Genomic DNA, 19,915 nt, shown 5'->3' on the forward strand with positions numbered 1-19,915 from the left:
CCTAATGTTAACTAGTTTATAAATATAGTTAACATTAAAACTAAATGACTGTCAATTATTTTTAAATCAAGTAGTTCTTAAAAAAGAACAACCTATCATAAGATAAGTTGTTCTACTTTCCATGTTGTATCTTTCCGATTTCTAAAATAATCTCTTCATCCTTTTTTCCTTCTGTATCAATTCCAAGTTGCTTCGCATGCTTAATTAATAAATCATGACGCTGCTCAAATCTAGCCTTATTTACTTCTTTCGTGATTTCTTCTTTTGTTTTTCCATCAGTAGAAACTCCTAGTTTCGTAGCTGCTTTCTCCATCGACTTCTTCTCTTCAGTTTCTTTCGCTTTCTTCACTTCTGACTGCTGCATTTGCTTTTGCTTCGCCTGCTCTGATTCAGCTGCAAAAGCTGTGTAAATTCCAGCACTTCCGCCAATGACTAGTAAGGTGGTAAAAAGAATTATTTTTTTCTTCACTCTTTCCTCCCCTTTCAAATTCATTATAACGCACATTTTTCGGTGTTAAAACCTATCTCCTTTATTTCCCTAAAAAAATATTACACATTTTCATTGACATGTATGATGAATATATGATAAAAATTTAACTAACATCATATGAATCGGCATTGATAGGATTTAGTAGTATTTCGATTTCTGATTTCAGAGAGCTGGTGGTCGGTGCGAACCAGTACAGAGCGAATATGAATTACCCCCTGGAGCTTCTTTTGCGAAACGTAAGGAGTAGTGAAAGACGGTTATAGACCGTTATATCTAAAGAGTGGTGAAACGATACTGTTTCACAATTTAGGGTGGTACCGCGAACTTTTCGTCCCTGCATATATTGCAGGGGCGTTTTTATTTTATTAGCGCATATCATACGACCCTTTATTTTGTGATACATTCATTTCACAAGCTAGGGTGGTACCGCGATTTCTTCGTCCCTGCATATTTATATGCAGGGACGTTTTTTTATCCAAACATTTCCGTATCATATTGAAGGATTAACAATTACCGGTAATTTGTCACAAAATTCTAAATTTTAGAAGGAAATAAACAATATTGGCGAATTTTATATAAAAAAGAGCTATTTTAGATTACTTAGGAGGGAAAAACAATGGTTTCAAAAATTGAATCTGTTCTATTAACATTTTTTATCTTTTTCTGCATTGGCTTTAGTGTTATCAAATTAGAAGTTTCACCACACATCCCAATTTTATTTGGCATCGTTCTTTTATTAGCATTTGGATTTATAAAAAAAATCTCTTGGTCTACGATGGAAAAAGGGATGATTAGTAGTATTTCAGCTGGTATTCCATCTATTTTTATTTTCTTACTTGTAGGCGTATTAATTAGTGTTTGGATCGCCGCTGGAACAATCCCAACTTTAATGGTATACGGCTTCCAACTTGTATCTCCTAAAATTTTCATTCCAACTGTTTTCGTTGTTTGTGCAATTGTTGGAACGAGTATCGGTAGTGCTTTTACAACTGCCGCAACTGTAGGACTTGCCTTTATGGGTATGGGTAGTGCTCTCGGATACGATCCAGCTCTAATCGCTGGCGCAATTATTTCTGGTGCATTCTTTGGAGATAAAATGTCTCCTTTATCTGATACAACAAACTTAGCTCCTGCTGTAACAGGTGTAGATCTATTTGAGCATATTCGTAACATGCTTTGGACAACAGTTCCAGCATTCATTATTGCTTTTATCGCCTTTTTCATTTTAGGAGGAGGTACGAGTGGAGACGTTGACTTCACAAACTTTATTAGTACATTAGAGAAAAATACAACGATTTCTATCGTTACACTAATCCCAATTTTATTACTGTTCCTATTCGCATTTAAAAAAGTCCCAGCAGTACCAACATTGCTTGCAGGAATCGTGGTAGGAATTATTATTCTCTTTATTTTTAAACCTAGCACTTCTTTAGCTGATTTAATGAAAATTATGCAAGACGGATACGTTTCTAAAACTGGTATGAAAGACATTGATAGTTTACTATCTCGCGGTGGTCTACAAAGTATGATGATGTCGATTGCCCTTATTTTCCTAGCTCTTTGTATGGGAGGATTATTACAAGGAATGGGTATTATTACGCAGCTAATGAATATCATCTCTAGCTTCGTTAAAAATAGCACACGCTTAATTATTTCTACTGCTTCAACTGCAATTGGTGTAAACTTCTTACTTGGGGAGCAATACTTATCCATCGTTTTAACGGGACAAGCATTTGCTAATAAATACGATGAAGTCGGTTTAGAACGTCGTAATTTATCACGCGTACTAGAAGATGCAGGTACAGTTATTAACCCGCTCGTACCATGGGGAGTAAGTGGTGTATTCTTATCGAACGTCCTTGGCGTTCCGACATTTGATTACCTTCCATTCGCAATTTTCTGTTTAGCTTGCCCAGTCTTAACAATTATTGTTGGTTTCACAGGATTTGGCCTTTCATGGAAGAAAGAAAAAGCAGTAACAATTTCATAATATACGAAAAAGGATTACCTGAATCGGTAATCCTTTTTATATTTCTCCACTATCTATTTGCTTTCTTTCTTCTAAATAACAGAAGGAATCCTGCTCCAACAAACGCCAAACCTGCTCCAATTGTAGAAACAACACTTGTACCTGTTTTCGGTAAATCACGTTCTTCTTTCTTTTCACTTACAGTTGTTGTTTCTTTTGCGTTTTGATTATCCGTTGTAGTTTGTCCAGATCCTGTATTATTACCTTCATCTATTGGTGGTGTCGTTGGATTTTCTCCATTATTTCCTTCACCTGTTGGTGGTGTCGTTGGATTTTCTCCATTATTTCCTTCACCTGTTGGCGGTGTTGTTGGATTTTCTCCATTATTTCCTTCACCTGTTGGCGGTGTTGTCGGGTTCTCTCCACCAGTTTCTTTATCATCATCGTTCTTCTTCGTTATATCAATTGCATATTTAGCAAATTCATTTTCAGATGGTCCAACATATGATATGTTTCCATCTTTCTTTATATACTTTTGTGCATTCGGTGAAGAATCGAATGTTGTATGTAATTTATCGGCAACAATCGGTTTAAACGTCCAATTTTTATCTGCTGCTGGATCAATAACTGGCGTTTCTTGCATATACTTCACAATGATTTGACGCGTTTCATCTTGTGATTGGTATACAACCTCCCCTTTGCTTACACCCGGGAACGTTTGGCTGCTTCCGCGATAGTTATTTGTAGCGACGATAAACTCTTGATTGTCAGCTACTGGCTTCCCTTCATATGTCATATTTACAATACGATTCGTATTAGCATTTACAACTTTTCCATCTTTATCGTATTTCGCCGGTTGTGTTACATCAATTTCGTATTTTAAGCCATCTAAAATATCGAAGTTATATGTAGGATAACCTATATTTACTAACGGCTGTTCTTCTGTTTTCTTTGGATCAATTTGATTAAACTGACCTGCAGACATTTCAAGCCATTCTTTTACTTGTGCCCCATTTACTTTTACAGCATATAACGTATTTGGATATACATATAAATCTGCCACGTTTTTAATTGCTAACGTTCCAGCTGGAATATCGGTATAATATGTAGCACCGTTTCGGCCACCTGCTTTAAATGGTGCTCCTGCAGATAAAACTGGAATTCCTTTATATTTGCTGTACTGCCCATTTTCAGCAAATAACTTTTCTACATACCATTTCTGTGCATTTGTCACAAGTTGTACAGAAGGATCATCTTGTACTAATGAGAAATAACTATTAATTGGCGCTGTCGTTTTTCCTACAGCTGTATTCACATAATCAATTGTCGCTTGATGATCATCTTTAATTTCATTAACTAAATTTTGATCAGATTGTACGAGTGGGTTTCCTTTACTATCAGCAATCGGACGAAGTTGCGGCTTCGATTGCTCTTTTTGTACTTCCCATTTTCCATTTACTTTTTTCAATTGCATATCAATAATACCTAAGTTACTTCCAAAGACACCAGGCATTACAACTGGAACACCATTAAATACATCCTTCACTTCAGTATGTGAATGTCCCATTAATACCGCATCTACACCAGGAACTTCTGTTAAATAATACGATGCGTTTTCCATGCCAACGTTGTATCCACTCTTATCAACACCTGAATGCGCTAGTGCAACGATAACATCGGCACCTTCTGCTTTCATTTTTGGCACCATTTTTTTCGCTGTTTCAACTATATCTTTTGCTTTCACTTTTCCTTCTAGATTTGCTTTATCCCAGTTCATAACTTGAGGTGGAACAAATCCCATTACGCCAATTTTCACTTTTTGTTTTTGACCTGATTCATCTTCTACTTCTTTTTCAAAAACATGATATGGTTTAAAGTAATTTTGATCATTCTCTTCATTATTATCTTTATCATCTTTATAGACGTTCGAGTTAATAACCGGGAATTCTGTTTTACTAATTACTTTGTTTAAATAATCTAAACCGTAGTTAAATTCATGATTCCCAAGAGAGATGACGTCATACTTCATTAAATTCATTAAACGATATAATGGGTGCGTATAACTAGGATCCACAGGCTTCTTCGGATCATTTATTTTATTCGCTACATAATCTCCAAGCGGTGTCCCTTGTAATGCATCCCCATCATCAAACAGGACAGAGTTCTTCGCTTCTTCACGTGCTTTATTCACAAGTGTTGCAGTTTGCACGAGACCTACTTTATTATCGGTTTTCGTTTGATAATAATCGTAATTCATTAAGTTAACGTGAATATCTGATGTTTCTAGAATTCGTAAGTTAACCGTACTCTCCCCAGTTTGCTCATCCGCATGAGCTGTTGCTGGCAATACTTGCGGCGCTATAACACCAATAGCAAGAGTTGCTCCAGCTAGCATTTTTTTTGACTTTTTCACAAAAAATCCCCCTTATACAATTACCAAAAATAATGAAATGAATCTGTCTCTAATCACATACCTTTTTTCTTCTATTGGAGATAAGATTTTCATTTCATCCTGCGTTAATGAGTAGTCCTCTTAAACGCTCGATTGGTGAGATTTTACTCATCGGGAAATAAAGCCCTACTAATTAAAATTTCACCTTATCTGACATTATCATATATAATGTACTTTCATATCGTCAATATTTTTTGACATACTTCTACAAATTTTCTGTAAAGTTATTGTAAACTTTTCATAAACATATAATATGCCCTTACATTGTTAATACTGCTGAATATGATACAATTACCAATTACAAGGAGGATGAATTTATGAAAAAAGTCATCTTAACAATTGTTTGTCTCCTCCTTCTAATCATTTCTTATTCTTATTTTGAAAAGAACGATGAGACAAAACAAAATGAACCCGAAGAAAAAACAGAAAAAACATCTACTCCAAGTTGGATTGATAAGCAAACAAACGATTCCTTTTATCATCTCGTACTAGGTGATTCGCTCGCCAAAGGATATGGATCGACACAAGGTGGATTTGCTGAATTAGCCTCTAAACAAATAGAAGCACAAATTCATAAACCAATTACTGTAGAAAACCTTGGGATAAACGGTCTTACAACCGATCGTCTCGCTAAAAAGGTTGACTCAGAAGATGTAAAGCAAAAAATTAGAGCAGCCAATATTATTACAATTAACATTGGGGGAAATAATTTGTTTCGCTTAAATCGTGATGTCGGTGTTATAGACGGTATTAAAATGTTAAATAAAGAAAAAGCTCATTTTGAAGCGGATGTAAAAAATATTGTAAAGACAGTCCGAGATCAAAATCCGGATGCTTTACTCATTCTTTCTGAACTCTATAACCCGTTACAACTCGATGACTCCATCGCAAGTTATGCAGATATGTTTTTAGACGGATGGAATGAATCCGTTTATTCCATTGCAAAAGCAAATCAACCATCTATCGTTTTACCAATCCGCAAATTAATATCGAATGATAAGAAAGATTTACTCTTTGACCAAGTACACCCAAATGATAAAGGCTATTCTATTATTGCCGATTCCTTTACAAAAAAAGTGTTGGCCTACAAATATTAAAATTCGCATGAAACAATTCTATTTTTATAACATGTCTTTTTTGTTACAATGAGAGTGGAAGGGGGCCTTTATATGGAATCACGCGAGTGGGAACGTATTGTTGATCATCTTCTTTCGCTAGTGCCTCTTTTTTATCGCAAATTTATGCTTCCTGGAGAATTTTCTTCTCAAAGACATATGCCGCCATCACATACACAAGTATTACTGCTTCTGCATGAAAATGGCACATTAGCAGTTTCCGAAATCGGCAAGCGGCTAGCGATTTCACGGCCTAACATGACACCTCTATTAAACAAACTGATCCAAGAAGAACTAATAGAGCGTCATTATAGCGAAAAAGATCGACGGGTCATTTTAATTTCCCTGACAGCTGAAGGGAAATTGTTAGTAAATCAGTATCAACAATTCATTTTAGACAAATTAAAAGAAAATTTCCAAACGTTATCTGAGGAAGAACGTGAAAAACTCATTCACTCTCTTCAAACCATTCAAAATTTAATTTTGAAAACAAACGCATAAAGCTGCTTCTAAATAGAAGCAGCTTTATGATTCGTAATAATTACCATAGTATACATTTGAATATGGCCATGTCGTTAAATATGGTTTTTGATCTTGCGTAGGTTGTTGCGATGGTATTTGCGGTAGTTGTTGTTGTCGATATAATTCATATTGCCTACTCGTATCATAAACCGGATAATAATTTACATATGGATATACTTGCGGTACGTAATAATAATACATTCATTCTCTCCTCCTTTTTCTTAAACATATTCAAAGGAGAAAATGAGTGTGACACTCTTTATATTTGCATGAGTGGTTCTCTCACTCTTTTCTTTCTGTTCTTCAAACGTAACTTACGGTTCTTTTCATATAAATAATGCACAACGAAATATGAAACTACACCAAACACAACCCCTAAAATCGTCATTCCAATTAACACATACACTTCACTCTGTAATAAGCTCTTTAATATCGTAAAAATGTGACTTGAAAACAAGTCCGATATCGTAAAGGGTTCATGATGTATTTTTTGCACATGAAATGGATAAATCATTTTCCCTAGCGCATACGCAAGCGGAAATAAAACTACTGGGAGAAACGATATTTTTCCAATAATATTGCCAATCACCGCTGCAGGAAAAGATCCCTTTGCTAACCTGACGATTGGATAAAATATTAAATAGACGAGCGATGCTGTATATATAACCAACATCTCTAAACCAAAACCAATCGCAAAACCTAACGATACTTTCTTCGCTCCTTCTGGTGATCGAAGCAACTTATAATATTGAAACTTTAATATTCTCCACATCCGCTGAAAAAACGAATATGTTTTCTTAGTTGTTTTCACTCTCATCATCTCTTTAACTATATTTTTATACCTAGTATGCCCTTACCCACTCCGAAAAACAAATTTCATTTTCTCTTTTATTATAGATGATATCGAAATGGTTAACTAAATATACATATGACATTTCAATAAAAAAAATACACCTCCAATTGTTATTTGTGTCTCACAACTGGAGGTGTACATCATTTAGGAAAGTTCTTCTACATTTTTAAATAAACTTACTAATAATGCTTTTTGCGCATGCAATCGATTACCGGCTTGCTCAAATACGATAGATTTTGGCCCATCTATAATTTCGCCTGTTACTTCTTCTTCACGATGGGCAGGTAAACAGTGCAAGAAACGATATGTTTGCTTCGCATGCGTAACAAGTTCTTTATTAATTTGGTATGGTTGAAATAAAGTATATTTCTCTTCTTCTCCCTCTTGCCCCATACTCATCCAAACGTCAGTATAAATGAAATCTGCTTCATTCACCGCTAGTTCAGGGTTATGCAAAATTTCAATTTTCGCTCCTGTTTCTTCAGCAATCGTTAACGCTTTTTTTACAATTTCCTCATTCGGTTCATACCCTACAGGTGTTGCAACAGTCATATACATTCCAACTTTTGCACTCGCTAACAACAATGAATGACATACATTATTTCCGTCACCTACGTAAGCCAATTTTATTCCTTTAAATGTATTTGTTTCTTCGTATATTGTCATTAAGTCTGCCAATGCTTGACAAGGATGATGATCGTCAGTTAAACCGTTAATAACAGGAATGCTCGATTCTTTTGCAAGCTCTTCTACATCCGCGTGTGAGAATGTACGTATCATGATCCCGTCAATATACTGCGATAATACTTTCGCAGTATCTGAAACAGTTTCTCCTCTGCCCATTTGCATCTCTTTTCCACTTAAAAACATACCATGTCCCCCGAGCTGTACCATTCCTGCTTCAAAAGATACACGAGTACGAGTCGAGTGCTTATCAAAGATAAGGCCTAATATTTTCCCTTGTAGTAAAGGCTCTTGCTTATTATTTTTTAAATATATAGCGAACTCAATTAAAGAAATAATTTCTTCTTGCGTTAGTTCTTCTAATGTTAAAAGATCTTTCGTATTTAATTTCGGTACTTGTACAGTTGACATGAAACTTCCCCCTTATATAATTGATACGTTTTTTGTACAAACTACTTTTTTTATCATATATACTGCCTGTTCTAACTCTTCATTCGTTACAATGAGTGGCGGTAATAGTCTTATAACATTAGGCCCTGCTTGTAATACGAGAAGTCCCTCTTTTTCTAGTTGTTCTATACAACTTGCAACTTCATGCGTACATTCAATTCCAACCATAAGCCCCTTACCACGTATATTTTGAATACATTCGACATGTTGTAATTCCTCTTGCAACTTCTGTAATACGTACTCGCCCTTTTCCTTTACTTCTTTTAAAAACGATGGTTTCTTAGTTATTTGCAATACTTCTTTCGCCGCAGCCATTGCAATATAATTTCCACCAAACGTTGAACCATGTGACCCTGCAGGAAACGATATTCCAAGTTCTTTCCGGCCAATCATTGCTCCAACTGGAATTCCATTTCCAAGCGCCTTAGCAGTAGTAACGATATGAGGTGTTATTCCCATTTGTTCGTAAGCAAATAATGTCCCTGTTCTTCCGATTCCTGTTTGGACTTCGTCTATAATAAATAAGGACCCGAACTTCTTACATAATGCTTCAATCGCTTTCAAAAAAGATAGATCAGCAGGTATGACTCCTCCCTCTCCTTGAACAACTTCTATCATTACTGCCGCAACTTCTTCATTCATTACTTCCTCTAATGCCTTTATATCGTTAAAAGGCGTATGTAAAAAAGAGGGAAGGAGCGGACCAAATCCTTCTTTCACTTTATTTTGTCCCGTCGCACTCATCGTTCCGAATGTTCTACCGTGAAAAGATTGCTCGCATGTTACGACGAGAGATTTTTCAGTATGCTTACGGGCTAGCTTCAAAGCAGCTTCATTCGCCTCTGCCCCGCTATTACAGAAGAACACATAATCTAATACTATGTTTTCTGTTAATAATGACGCGACTTCTTCTTGTAAGCTGTTTGTAAACAGGTTAGATATATGCCATATTTCATGCAGTTGCTCTTGTACAGCTTTCATAACAGTAGGATGACAATGTCCTAAATTACATACACCAATTCCTGATGTGAAATCTAAATATTGCTTACTGTTATTATCAATGACTTTCGTTCCTTTCCCCTTTACAAACTCAATCTTTCTTCTCCCATACGTTTGAAAAAGATGACTTATCATGCAATACTCACGCCCCTCGTTACCGTTGTTCCAATACACTCACCTGTAACCTCGGTAAAATCCTTCGTCCCATTTACGATACTAACCTTTTGCACTCCCATTTTTAATGATGCTAGTGCTGCCTGTACTTTCGGAATCATCCCACCGGTAATAACACCGTTTTCTATAAAATTAACAATCTCAAATTCGTCGGTTTTCTTTACTAACTTTCCTTCATGTAATACCCCATCTACATCTGTAATAAAAATGAGTTCTTTTGCAGATAATGCGGCTGCAATTCCAGCTGCGGCGGTATCTGCATTTATGTTATAAATCTCATTATCATTTATGCCGACCGGAGCAATAACAGGAATATAATTCATATTTATTAATCCTTTTAGTAAGGCCGTTTCGACATAACTTACTTCTCCCACATATCCTATCTCCTCGCTGACAGGTTGAACTTGAAGTAGATTGCCGTCACATCCTGAACAACCTACTGCAAGTAAATTATGCTTTTGTAAATTCATTACGAGTTTTTTATTCGTACTTCCGCATAGCACCATTTGAACAACATCCATAACTTCTTTTGGTGTTACTCGTAATCCATCTCTTTTTTCTGCGTTGATGTTACAATCTTTTAATTGGGCATCAATTTCTGGGCCACCGCCATGGACAATCACTACTTTATACTTCTGTTGCAATTTCTTTATGCAATCAAAAAACACATCATTTAATTGATCCAACATACTACCGCCGCATTTCACTACAATATAATCACTCATCTTCCCTCTCCTTATGTACGATAACAAGCGTTTATTTTCACATATTCATAGCTTAAGTCACAGCCCCAAGCTGATCCGGTCTCTTCTCCTAAATGTAAATACACATCAATCATAATTTCATGTTCTTGTAACCTCATTTTCATTTCCTCTTCAGAAAACATTTGAGGTTCACTATTTTTCAGCACCGCAATAGATTGAAGAGTAATATCAATTGTATTTGGGTTAATCGCGACTTCACTTTGTCCAATGGTACTAATAATTCGCCCCCAGTTTGGATCTTCACCATGTATTGCTGTTTTCACAAGACTCGAACCGACTATTTGCTTTGCAATTTTCTTTGCCTCTTCATTCGTTCGAGCTCCTAACACATTTACTTCTATTAACTTCGTAGCACCTTCACCATCTTGTGCAATTTTTTTCGCTAAATCTTCACATACCTTCTGTAAAGCAACTACGAAAGTTTCCCAATCTGCATGTTCCATATCAATTGGTTTCGTTTCTGATAATCCACTTGCCATAACGATGACCATATCATTCGTAGAAGTATCTCCATCTACCGTAATTTGATTGAATGTATGATTCGTGATTTGTGATAATGCTGTTTGTAATACGTCATGCTCTATATGAGCGTCTGTCGTAATAAAACTTAGCATCGTTGCCATATTTGGATGAATCATCCCTGAACCTTTCGCAACACCAGCAATCAGCACTTTCTTCCCATCAATCACCATTTCATAACAAGTTTCTTTCGTTATAAGATCCGTCGTTAAGATCGCTTCAGAAAAAGAATGAGCTTCCCTTTCTTCCTTCGCCGGGATAAGAGTAGCAATCCCATTTCGGATTATATCCATCGGCAGCGGAACACCAATTACACCTGTTGAAGCTACTGCAACGTAATTGTCTTTCATTCCAAAATGTTTCGCCCCTAATGCACGCATCTCATAAGCATCTTGTAATCCTTTCATTCCCGTACAAGCATTTGCATTTCCACTATTGACGATAATAGCTTGTAATTTCCCCTCAGTCGTTATACTATCCTTCGTTACTTGCAAGGGAGCTGCTTGTATTTGATTTGTTGTATAAACAGCAGCACATGATGCTGGTGTATCACAAACGATTGCCCCTAAATCCTTTTTCTCTTTTTTCAAACCAATTGCAGTGCCAATGGCCGAGAAACCTTTTGGAGTTACAATCGAACCATTTTCTACTTTTGTAATAGACGCTACTTTAATCATCATGTCCCCCTTATAGATAAAGCGGCATATGTTGTAAACCTGTTGTTTCTTCTAGTCCCGCTATTATGTTTGCATTTTGAATTGCTTGCCCAGCCGCACCTTTCACCATATTGTCTATAACAGAAACGACTGTCACTCTTCCTGTTCTTTCATCGTAAGCTATCCCCATATCACAATAATTTGAGCCCCTCACTTCTTTCGGACTTGGAAACTCTCCTTGCAGACGAATTCGAATGAAAGCTGATTGTTCATACGTTTCTTCATATAATTTTTGAAGTTGTTCTATTTCCATTTCTCGTTTTACTGTCGCATAAAGTGTAACCATAATCCCCCGTGATATCGGTATTAAATGTGTACTAAACGTGATTGGCTTCGTTTTCCTATTCCACTCCGCAAGCATTTGCTCAATCTCAGGAACGTGTTGATGCTCATTTACTTTATAAATACGCAAGTTATCGTATAACTCAGGAAAGTGAGCCATCGTTGTTGGCGTTTTTCCTGCTCCAGATACTCCTGATTTCGCATCAATAATAATCGAATCTTCTTCAATTATGCCGCTACGAACTAACGGTAATATCGCTAATAATGCAGCTGTAGCAAAACATCCTGGATTTGCAATTAAATTTGCCTTTTGAATTTCGGACCTTTTCCATTCACTTAACCCATATACAGCTTCCCTAAGGACTCCTTCTTTTGCAGCTGCCCTTTTATACCACTGTTCATATATGAAAGGATCTTTCATACGAAAGTCTCCAGATAGGTCAATTACTTTTAAGCCTACTGCTAATAATTTGGGAGTTAACTCTGCTGATACTCCTGCCGGGGTTGCTAAAAATACAATTTCTGCTTCCTTCTCTATTTCCTCCACATCAATTTCTTGTAACGTATGAACAAGAACATTTTGAAAATGCGGATATACATTTGTTATACACTCGCCAACTTGTGAAAAAGAATGGAGAGATGCTATCGAAAAATATGGATGTTGCTCTAATAACCGAATTAATTCAATACCTCCATACCCAGTTGCTCCAATAATCGCGACCTTCATATGCTCCTCCTCATATCGATTCTTTAAATTAAGTATGATTATAATATTGTATATTTATAGAGTCAATTAAATATTTATAAATTTTTATAAACTTAAAAAACTTAATTTTACTAGAAAAATAATATGCGCAACCGAATTTTTATACATAAATATTGCATAGTAGTTTTTTCATTTCACTTCAAGTACAATAAAACAATACATACGTACATACAGGCGGGGAAAACATGAATGAAAAATTAATTGAGAAAATGATTATAAAAAGTTTTCAGCAATATCAATGTAGTCCTATGTCAAATGAGGATCAGGAAATGCTTGTTAAACATATTCAAACGATTATTCATTCAAATACTAAAATTGATGTATACGAGGCAGTTGAGGATATCGTTTACGATTATGTGACTGGAAAATAAAGTGAAACTTTAATCAGTGGGGGTTTTCTTCATCACCCACTGATTATCAGCCCTCACCAATCGGACTTTAATGGGCAGCCCGACCCCCACCTAACTTCTTTGCTTTCGCTGCATTTTGAGGTGGGGGTCTTACTGCCCATTAAAGCGGGATAAAAAAATAGGAGATTTCCATATGGAAATCTCCTATTTTTTACTTAATGATTTACCTGCTACGCGCTCAAATAAACCTGGGAATAAAGCATACAGTTTCGGACCAATGCCCATCCATTTCGGTAAGTTTACTTCACGCTTTTTCGTTTGCATCGATTTTACAATTTGCTCTGCTACATATGTTGGTTTTAACATGTATCGTCCCATATTTTTCACATATGTACCGGATTGATCAGCTATTTCAAAAAAGTTTGTATCTATCGGACCTGGATTAATCGCTGTTACGAAAACATTCGTACTAGACAACTCCATGCGTAAACTATTCGTAAATCCTAGTACTGCATGTTTCGTCGCTGCATACGCACTCGATTTCGGCGTTGCAATTTTCCCAGCAAGTGATGCAATATTAATAATATGTCCTTCGTTTCTTTTTACCATATAAGGTAGTACTGCTTTCGTACAAGCTACTAATCCAAATACATTTACTTGAAACATATCTTTCACTTCATCCATTGACGCATCTTCAAACGTTTTAAAAATACCAAATCCCGCATTGTTTACTAATATATCAATACGTCCTACCTCTTGTAACACTTTTGAAAAAACAGATTTTACCCCCATCTCTTCACTTACATCTAATACATAATAATAGCAAGGCGTATTATAAGTTTCTTTAATTTTGTCTGCTAGCGCTTTTAATTTCTCTTCTGTTCTAGCCATTAATACTGGAGTCGCTCCCTGCTCTGCAACTTGCATTGCAACTTGCTCTCCAATTCCACTAGAAGCACCTGTAATGACGATTACTTTATTTTGTAAACGTCCCGTCATTGCTGTCACCTACTTTGCATAATAAATCAATTGTTGCGAAGATTCATCAATCATCACTTGTTGATTATATGCTAAAAAGTCTAATTGTCCAACCGTTTCTGAAATAGTAAGCGGTAATTGTTCCTTATATAATACCGGAAATAGTTTTACACATACTTCAAATGCTGTCATTGGTTTTTCCTTTAATAACTCAAGCACTTTAAATGCACGTGTTTCTTGCTTTTGTAATCTCGTTTCAATAAGTTGTTTCACATTTAGAACATCTTCTCCATGTCCTGATAAAATGCGTGAAATATTCATTTCACTTAAACGCTTTAACGTTTGATTATATTGTAATAACGGGCGCGCCCTTTCTGTTTGTCCTTCATATGGTGGTTCTAATATTGGATTCGAAGAAATATGACTAATGAGAGCATCCCCTCCAATTAGTATTCCATCAGATTCTCTATATAATGAAATATGAGTGGAAGCATGACCCGGTGTTTCAATTACTGTAAAACCAGGCATTGAATCAATACGATCTCCCTCTCTCACAGTATGCGTTAACGATCTATTACAAGAATATTTCAATGTCCTTGTCGTCAATAACGCCTCGTCTTTCAAAAATGCTGCTGGAACACCAAATTGTAAAGCCGTCTCTCTAAAAAAATCATGATATCGCTTTAAAAATTCTGGATTTTGCGTGATCCACGGCTCATTCCAAGGGTGTCCAATAATGTTCGTCTTCTCAGAAAATATATTTAAAAGCCCACAATGATCTGCATGATGATGCGTAATAACTACTGTTTTAATATCTTCTATCGTATATCCTAATGTACCTAACTGACTTTCTAACGCATTTCTTGCCTCTTCTGTATTCGTCCCTGTATCAATTAATGTTAATGTCTCCCCCTCAACTAAAAACACATTCACAGTTTCAACTGCAAATGGCACAGGAATCTCCATTCGGTGAATCGCCGTCATGCTTAGCCCCCCTGTCTCTTTCCGGTTCAAAAATGAATACTTCTTCAGTTTACAACTTCCTTATATATTTGTCATTATTTTCAGATAAAAAGAGGTGTTTCCTAGAAAAAAACGAATGTATGTACATTTATAAGAATTTCTAACCAAAATTAAAGGAGGAACATCATGTCTATTCAAAACATTTCCTTTCTCGGTGCGGGCTCTATTGCTGAAGCGATTATTGGTGGCTTGTTACATGCAAATGTTGTGAAAGGCGAACAAATTACTGTAAGTAATCGTTCTAATGAGACAAGGTTACAGGAGCTACATAACAAATACGGTGTCAAAGGTACACATAATAAAAAAGAACTACTTACTAATACAAATATTCTTTTTCTAGCAATGAAGCCAAAAGATGTTGCAGAAGCCCTTACCCCTTTTAAAGAAGACATACATAATAACCTGCTCATTATTTCGTTATTAGCAGGTGTTTCTACTCATTCAATTAGAAATCTACTGCAAAAGGACGTTCCGATTATTCGTGCCATGCCAAATACATCTGCAGCTATTTTAAAATCAGCTACTGCTATCTCGCCTTCTAAACATGCAACAAAAGAACATATTCAAACTGCCATAGCTTTATTTGAAACGATTGGTCTCGTCTCTGTTGTAGAGGAAGAAGATATGCATGCTGTCACTGCATTATCCGGAAGCGGGCCTGCTTATATTTATTACGTAGTAGAAGCGATGGAAGAAGCTGCAAAAAAAATCGGTTTAAAAGAAGATGTTGCAAAGTCACTTATTCTCCAAACGATGATTGGTGCTGCTGAAATGCTAAAAGCAAGTGAAAAACACCCGTCTATTTTGCGAAAGGAAATTACCTCTCCTGGTGGAACGACCGAAGCGGGCATTGAAATATTACAAGAACACCAATTTCAACAAGCGCTTATTTCCTGTATTACACAGGCAGCGCAACGATCACATAATCTTGGGAAAACGTTAGAACAATTAACAAAAGAAAAATAAAAAATGGAGCTCAATCTTACTTGAGCTCCATTTTTTATAAACATATATTTTTAGTTATTCGTCTTCCCAAAAATCTCTTCTTGTAGACGACGACCAGTCGGTGTTGCTGCAAGTCCACCTTCAGCTGTTTCACGAAGTGCTACTGGCATCGTTTGTCCGATTCTAAACATCGCCTCAATTACTTCATCACATGGAATAGTACTCGTTACACCAGCTAATGCTAAATCAGCTGAAATCATCGCATTTGCAGCTCCTGCTGCATTACGTTTTACGCAAGGTACTTCTACAAGTCCTGCAACAGGATCGCATACTAAACCAAGCATGTTCTTTAATGAAATTGCCATCGCTGTAGCTGCTTGTTCTTGTGTTCCACCAGCCATTTCAACTGCAGCTGCAGCTGCCATTCCACTTGCTGAACCAACTTCAGCTTGGCATCCTCCCGCTGCACCAGAAATACAAGCGTTATTTGCAACAACCATACCGAAAGCTCCCGCTGTAAATAAGAATTCAATCATTTCTTCACGTGTAGGCTGCAATTTTTCTCTTAGTGCAAATAGTACACCTGGCACTGTTCCAGCAGACCCTGCTGTTGGTGTTGCACAAATAATTCCCATCGCTGCGTTTACTTCATTTGTTGCAACAGCTTTACTCACTGCGTCCAAAATCGTATCTCCAGATAAGCCTTTTCCACTCTTCATATACGCCTGAACTTTTACAGCATCTCCACCAGTTAAACCAGTTGGTGATTTCACTCCGCGAATACCACGTTCTACCGCTTGCTCCATCACGACTAAGTTCTTTTCCATACCAGCAATTACTTCTTCACGTGAAATACTTCTTGTTTCCATTTCACATTGAATCATAATTTCTGCGATTTTTACATTTTGTTCTTTAGCTTGCGCCACTAGTTCCGCTGCGTTCCGAAACATGGTGTGTCCCCCCTGCAATTATTCCATAATAGTTACTTGACAAATATTTTGTTGCGCTTTTATTTCTTCAATCACTTCATCTGCTAATATTTCATCTGTTTCAATGACCATAAGCGCTCTTCTTCCTTTTTCCTTACGAGAAACACTCATTGTACTAATGTTAATCTCGTGTTTCGCAAGGATTGAAGCTACTGCTGCAATAGCACCGAAGCGATCGTTATTTACAATAAGTAGTGCTGGACTCGTGCCTGATAATTGAAGATCGAATCCGTTTAATTCTACAACTTCAATTTTACCGCCACCAATTGAGCAAGCAACAACTTCAATTTCTTCTTCACCTTTATACAAACGAATTCTCGCTGTATTTGGGTGAGGTGCATTGGCATCCTCTTCAATAAATTCCACTTCAATTTCGCGCTCTTTTGCTATCTCTAGCGCCTCTGGAATACGTAAGTCATCTGTTTCAAACCCTAATATCCCACCTATTAGCGCTACATCTGTACCATGCCCACGATACGTCTTTGCAAATGATCCATATAATGAAATGCTTACTCTTTCTGGTTCATGACGAAACAGCTGGCGAGCAACTTGCCCCATTCTTGCTGCGCCTGCTGTATGTGAACTTGATGGACCAATCATAACTGGACCGATAATATCAAATACTGAGCGATACTTCATCATAACTCCCCCTAAACCTCTATGAAAAAATTTTTTACTATTCTATTAAGCTACCAAATCGGTTGCTTTTCCAGTTGTACTACGAATTTGTTCCGCTATACGAATTGGATCGTTTTTGAATAACAGTGAAGCGATATATCCTGAAATAATACCAGTTATAATATGAAATAAGAAACTTAGCATTACCTTCATTTACACATAATATAAGATAATCTACAGTAAAGTCTTGTAGCAATCCAAAGTTTAACACAGAACCCCTTACAAGCATAGCATAAACAAGTGAAACACCCATTGCTTTCATACCTTTTGATGCCTTAAAGCTAAAAAGTGAAAAAGGCTTCATACAAATAATAGTAATGTCCTTCCTATTATAATTTCCATGTTGCTCTCTCACAATTTATTCAACTTCACTTGTTATGATAAACGTCTCAAACACATGTAGCCTACAGTAAATTATAATCTGTCCTCATTATAGCTTGTTTTTAATAAAACGCTTACTTTTAATAAATTTTAAAAGTTCTGAATAAAAATCCATTTTTGCTATTTGTACTACTTGTATGTCGTCCGACTTATATAACAGTTTTTCTAAACACTCGATACTATGTAGTTTCATCTTATATCTTTACATCATTAAAATTTTCTGTTTCATCCTATATAAGCATAAAATGATAACAGTTTTATTTTTATTTTTTTTTAGAAATAAAAAAATGGCAACCTTTCGTCACCATTTTTTCACAACATTATTATCTGTCCACTGGAAATGATTTTAAATCTGTAGCTATTTCTGTATTAGAAAATAGCTCTCTTGCCTCTTTCAATAATTCCTTATATGTATCTCCTTGATAACGAGAACTAATATGAGTCAATATTAATCGTTTTACATTTGCCTGAAGTGCAATACTTGCAGCTTGCTTAGATGTGGAATGAAAATAATCATAAGCTTGTTGTTCATCTTCTGCTGCAAAAGTTGCTTCATGAACAAGTACGTCAGCGTCTTGTGCTAGCTTTCTACTCGCTTCACAATATCTCGTATCACCTAAAATGGTAATAATTCTTCCCTTTTGAGGTGGGCCGATAAAATCTTTTCCGTTTAGTATCGTACCATTTTCCAATTCAACCACTTCTCCATCTTTTAAACGTTTAAAGAGTGGACCTGGTTTCACGCCCATCTCCAGCAATTTATCAACTAAAAGGGCGCCTTGTATATCTTTCTCTATAATCCGATATCCAAAACATTCAATACCGTGTGACAACCTTTTCGTTTCCACATGAAATTCATTATCTTCAAACACAGTACCTTCTTCTGTTATCTCAACAATTTCAAGCGGGTATTTTACATGTGTCGTGCTTACTGATAATGCGACTTCAATAAACTGTTTAATTCCTTTTGGTCCATACACTGTTAAAGGTGTAGTCCCTCCTTGAAACGAACGACTTCCTAATAAACCAGGCAAACCAAAAATATGATCCCCATGTAAATGCGTAATAAATATTTTTTCAATGCGGCGTGGACGTACTGATGTATGTAATATTTGATGTTGCGTCGCCTCACCACAATCAAATAACCAAGTCTGTCCTCGTTCTTCTAACAATTGCAAAGCAATTGCCGAAACATTCCTTCCTTTTGAAGGAACACCTGCACCAGTTCCTAAAAATACAAATTCCACTTTCTTTCCTCCAGCTCTTTATATAATCTATCTTTCATCTTACGGAATGTTATTTCAAATGGCAAATCGAATTTACATAACCAATCATCTAGACAACTATATATCACGAACGTTATACTTAAAAAACTTAGCAATCGTTCGTGTTTTATGTTAAAATGATTATACTACATTTTAAGGGAGCGTTTTATTATGAAAGAAGCATTTCGTTTACAAACTGATTTTTCATCTTCATTTGATCGCTGGGTAAGTTCTTTCGTGTCTGATCACCCAGCACAATTAGAATGGACGACTTTGAAAGAATTAATCCATGAATATACAACAACACATACAAATGATTCGTTACCAACATATATTTCTTCAGCTTTAACATATTATGCACAACGTGTTTCAACAACAAATCGTTCAGAAATTGTTATTTTTGAAAATGTTACAATCTCATAATCTATAAAAAAAGCACTGTAATCAGTGCTTTTTTTATGTTTATTACGGTATTTATTTTCCAAACTTATTTCCAAAAACCCCCTCTTATTTCCTACTATATAGCCAAGATAAATCTATTTGAGTTTTCA

Annotated in this window: 21 protein-coding genes and 1 other annotated feature; of the genes, 6 read left to right on the plus strand and 15 right to left on the minus strand. The window is 36.1% G+C overall.

Annotation, left to right across the window (positions count from 1 at the left end):
- Positions 1–112: 112 nt before the first annotated feature.
- The gene (locus tag FH036_RS13420; RefSeq protein WP_139895871.1) at positions 113–469 is read right to left on the minus strand and encodes a hypothetical protein; all 357 of its coding nucleotides are present in this window, start codon (positions 467–469) and stop codon (positions 113–115) included.
- Between the two features lie 140 nt (positions 470–609).
- Positions 610–829, plus strand: a binding site (T-box leader).
- Positions 830–1,106: 277 nt separating this feature from the next.
- Here FH036_RS13420 and nhaC point away from each other — a divergent pair.
- Complete coding sequence (nhaC, locus tag FH036_RS13425) at positions 1,107–2,480, plus strand: Na+/H+ antiporter NhaC (protein ID WP_139895872.1); 1,374 nt, start codon at positions 1,107–1,109, stop codon at positions 2,478–2,480.
- Between the two features lie 49 nt (positions 2,481–2,529).
- On the opposite strand, the gene cpdB is transcribed toward nhaC, so the two are convergent.
- A complete protein-coding gene (gene cpdB / locus FH036_RS13430; RefSeq protein WP_139895873.1) occupies positions 2,530–4,872 on the minus strand; it encodes a bifunctional 2',3'-cyclic-nucleotide 2'-phosphodiesterase/3'-nucleotidase in 2,343 nt (780 codons plus the stop codon).
- Positions 4,873–5,228: 356 nt separating this feature from the next.
- On the opposite strand from cpdB, the gene FH036_RS13435 reads away from it, so the two are divergent.
- Both FH036_RS13435 and FH036_RS13440 read left to right on the plus strand, forming a co-directional pair.
- Positions 5,229–6,008: a GDSL-type esterase/lipase family protein gene (locus FH036_RS13435; RefSeq protein WP_044793842.1), complete on the plus strand. Its 780-nt coding sequence runs from the start codon at positions 5,229–5,231 to the stop codon at positions 6,006–6,008.
- Between the two features lie 72 nt (positions 6,009–6,080).
- Positions 6,081–6,527 (plus strand): MarR family winged helix-turn-helix transcriptional regulator, encoded by a 447-nt coding sequence (locus FH036_RS13440; RefSeq protein ID WP_000445817.1) that lies wholly within the window; start codon positions 6,081–6,083, stop codon positions 6,525–6,527.
- A gap of 24 nt (positions 6,528–6,551) precedes the next feature.
- On the opposite strand, the gene FH036_RS13445 is transcribed toward FH036_RS13440, so the two are convergent.
- The 7 genes from FH036_RS13445 to argC all read right to left on the minus strand — a co-directional run bounded on the left by FH036_RS13445 (position 6,552) and on the right by argC (position 12,716).
- Complete coding sequence (locus FH036_RS13445; protein ID WP_000291952.1) at positions 6,552–6,749, minus strand: hypothetical protein; 198 nt, start codon at positions 6,747–6,749, stop codon at positions 6,552–6,554.
- A gap of 58 nt (positions 6,750–6,807) precedes the next feature.
- The gene (locus FH036_RS13450) at positions 6,808–7,368 is read right to left on the minus strand and encodes a DUF2062 domain-containing protein (protein WP_002028428.1); all 561 of its coding nucleotides are present in this window, start codon (positions 7,366–7,368) and stop codon (positions 6,808–6,810) included.
- A 177-nt stretch (positions 7,369–7,545) separates the two neighbouring features.
- Entirely contained in the window at positions 7,546–8,496 is a 951-nt protein-coding gene (argF, locus tag FH036_RS13455) for an ornithine carbamoyltransferase (RefSeq protein ID WP_139895874.1), read from the minus strand.
- A 12-nt stretch (positions 8,497–8,508) separates the two neighbouring features.
- Positions 8,509–9,669, minus strand: coding sequence for an acetylornithine transaminase (argD, locus tag FH036_RS13460; protein WP_139895875.1), 1,161 nt, complete (start codon positions 9,667–9,669; stop codon positions 8,509–8,511).
- Positions 9,666–10,433 carry an acetylglutamate kinase gene (argB, locus tag FH036_RS13465; RefSeq protein WP_001286781.1) on the minus strand — a complete coding sequence of 256 codons (768 nt, stop codon included), beginning with the start codon at positions 10,431–10,433 and terminating at the stop codon, positions 9,666–9,668. Before argB ends, argD begins: the two co-directional genes overlap by 4 nt.
- Before the next feature lie 11 nt (positions 10,434–10,444).
- Positions 10,445–11,668: a bifunctional glutamate N-acetyltransferase/amino-acid acetyltransferase ArgJ gene (gene argJ, locus FH036_RS13470; protein ID WP_138321130.1), complete on the minus strand. Its 1,224-nt coding sequence runs from the start codon at positions 11,666–11,668 to the stop codon at positions 10,445–10,447.
- A 10-nt stretch (positions 11,669–11,678) separates the two neighbouring features.
- Positions 11,679–12,716 (minus strand): N-acetyl-gamma-glutamyl-phosphate reductase, encoded by a 1,038-nt coding sequence (gene argC, locus FH036_RS13475; protein ID WP_139895876.1) that lies wholly within the window; start codon positions 12,714–12,716, stop codon positions 11,679–11,681.
- Positions 12,717–12,940: 224 nt separating this feature from the next.
- Between argC and FH036_RS13480 the strand changes: the two genes are divergently transcribed.
- Positions 12,941–13,126 carry a YqzH family protein gene (locus FH036_RS13480; protein WP_001003230.1) on the plus strand — a complete coding sequence of 62 codons (186 nt, stop codon included), beginning with the start codon at positions 12,941–12,943 and terminating at the stop codon, positions 13,124–13,126.
- 183 nt (positions 13,127–13,309) lie between these two features.
- On the opposite strand, the gene FH036_RS13485 is transcribed toward FH036_RS13480, so the two are convergent.
- Together FH036_RS13485 and FH036_RS13490 are read right to left on the minus strand one after the other, a co-directional pair.
- On the minus strand, positions 13,310–14,104 hold the full coding sequence (locus tag FH036_RS13485) for an SDR family NAD(P)-dependent oxidoreductase (protein WP_000147803.1): 795 nt from the start codon (positions 14,102–14,104) through the stop codon (positions 13,310–13,312).
- A gap of 9 nt (positions 14,105–14,113) precedes the next feature.
- Positions 14,114–15,067, minus strand: coding sequence for an MBL fold metallo-hydrolase (locus FH036_RS13490; protein ID WP_000125138.1), 954 nt, complete (start codon positions 15,065–15,067; stop codon positions 14,114–14,116).
- A gap of 165 nt (positions 15,068–15,232) precedes the next feature.
- On the opposite strand from FH036_RS13490, the gene proI reads away from it, so the two are divergent.
- Positions 15,233–16,072 carry a pyrroline-5-carboxylate reductase ProI gene (gene proI / locus FH036_RS13495; protein WP_138321128.1) on the plus strand — a complete coding sequence of 280 codons (840 nt, stop codon included), beginning with the start codon at positions 15,233–15,235 and terminating at the stop codon, positions 16,070–16,072.
- A gap of 50 nt (positions 16,073–16,122) precedes the next feature.
- Here proI and sdaAA read toward each other — a convergent pair whose 3' ends face one another.
- From sdaAA to rnz, 4 genes are all read right to left on the minus strand, one after another.
- The gene (gene sdaAA / locus FH036_RS13500; protein ID WP_000489463.1) at positions 16,123–17,001 is read right to left on the minus strand and encodes an L-serine ammonia-lyase, iron-sulfur-dependent, subunit alpha; all 879 of its coding nucleotides are present in this window, start codon (positions 16,999–17,001) and stop codon (positions 16,123–16,125) included.
- Positions 17,002–17,019: 18 nt separating this feature from the next.
- On the minus strand, positions 17,020–17,679 hold the full coding sequence (gene sdaAB, locus FH036_RS13505) for an L-serine ammonia-lyase, iron-sulfur-dependent subunit beta (RefSeq protein WP_000877446.1): 660 nt from the start codon (positions 17,677–17,679) through the stop codon (positions 17,020–17,022).
- Between the two features lie 45 nt (positions 17,680–17,724).
- Positions 17,725–17,871 carry a hypothetical protein gene (locus FH036_RS27120; RefSeq protein WP_001998205.1) on the minus strand — a complete coding sequence of 49 codons (147 nt, stop codon included), beginning with the start codon at positions 17,869–17,871 and terminating at the stop codon, positions 17,725–17,727.
- Between the two features lie 551 nt (positions 17,872–18,422).
- Positions 18,423–19,346, minus strand: coding sequence for a ribonuclease Z (gene rnz / locus FH036_RS13515; RefSeq protein ID WP_000397444.1), 924 nt, complete (start codon positions 19,344–19,346; stop codon positions 18,423–18,425).
- A 189-nt stretch (positions 19,347–19,535) separates the two neighbouring features.
- On the opposite strand from rnz, the gene FH036_RS13520 reads away from it, so the two are divergent.
- Complete coding sequence (locus tag FH036_RS13520; RefSeq protein ID WP_000656494.1) at positions 19,536–19,787, plus strand: DUF3932 family protein; 252 nt, start codon at positions 19,536–19,538, stop codon at positions 19,785–19,787.
- Positions 19,788–19,915: the final 128 nt, after the last annotated feature.

This window comes from Bacillus sp. CD3-5 (assembly GCF_006349665.1).
GTDB lineage: Bacteria > Bacillota > Bacilli > Bacillales > Bacillaceae_G > Bacillus_A > Bacillus_A paranthracis.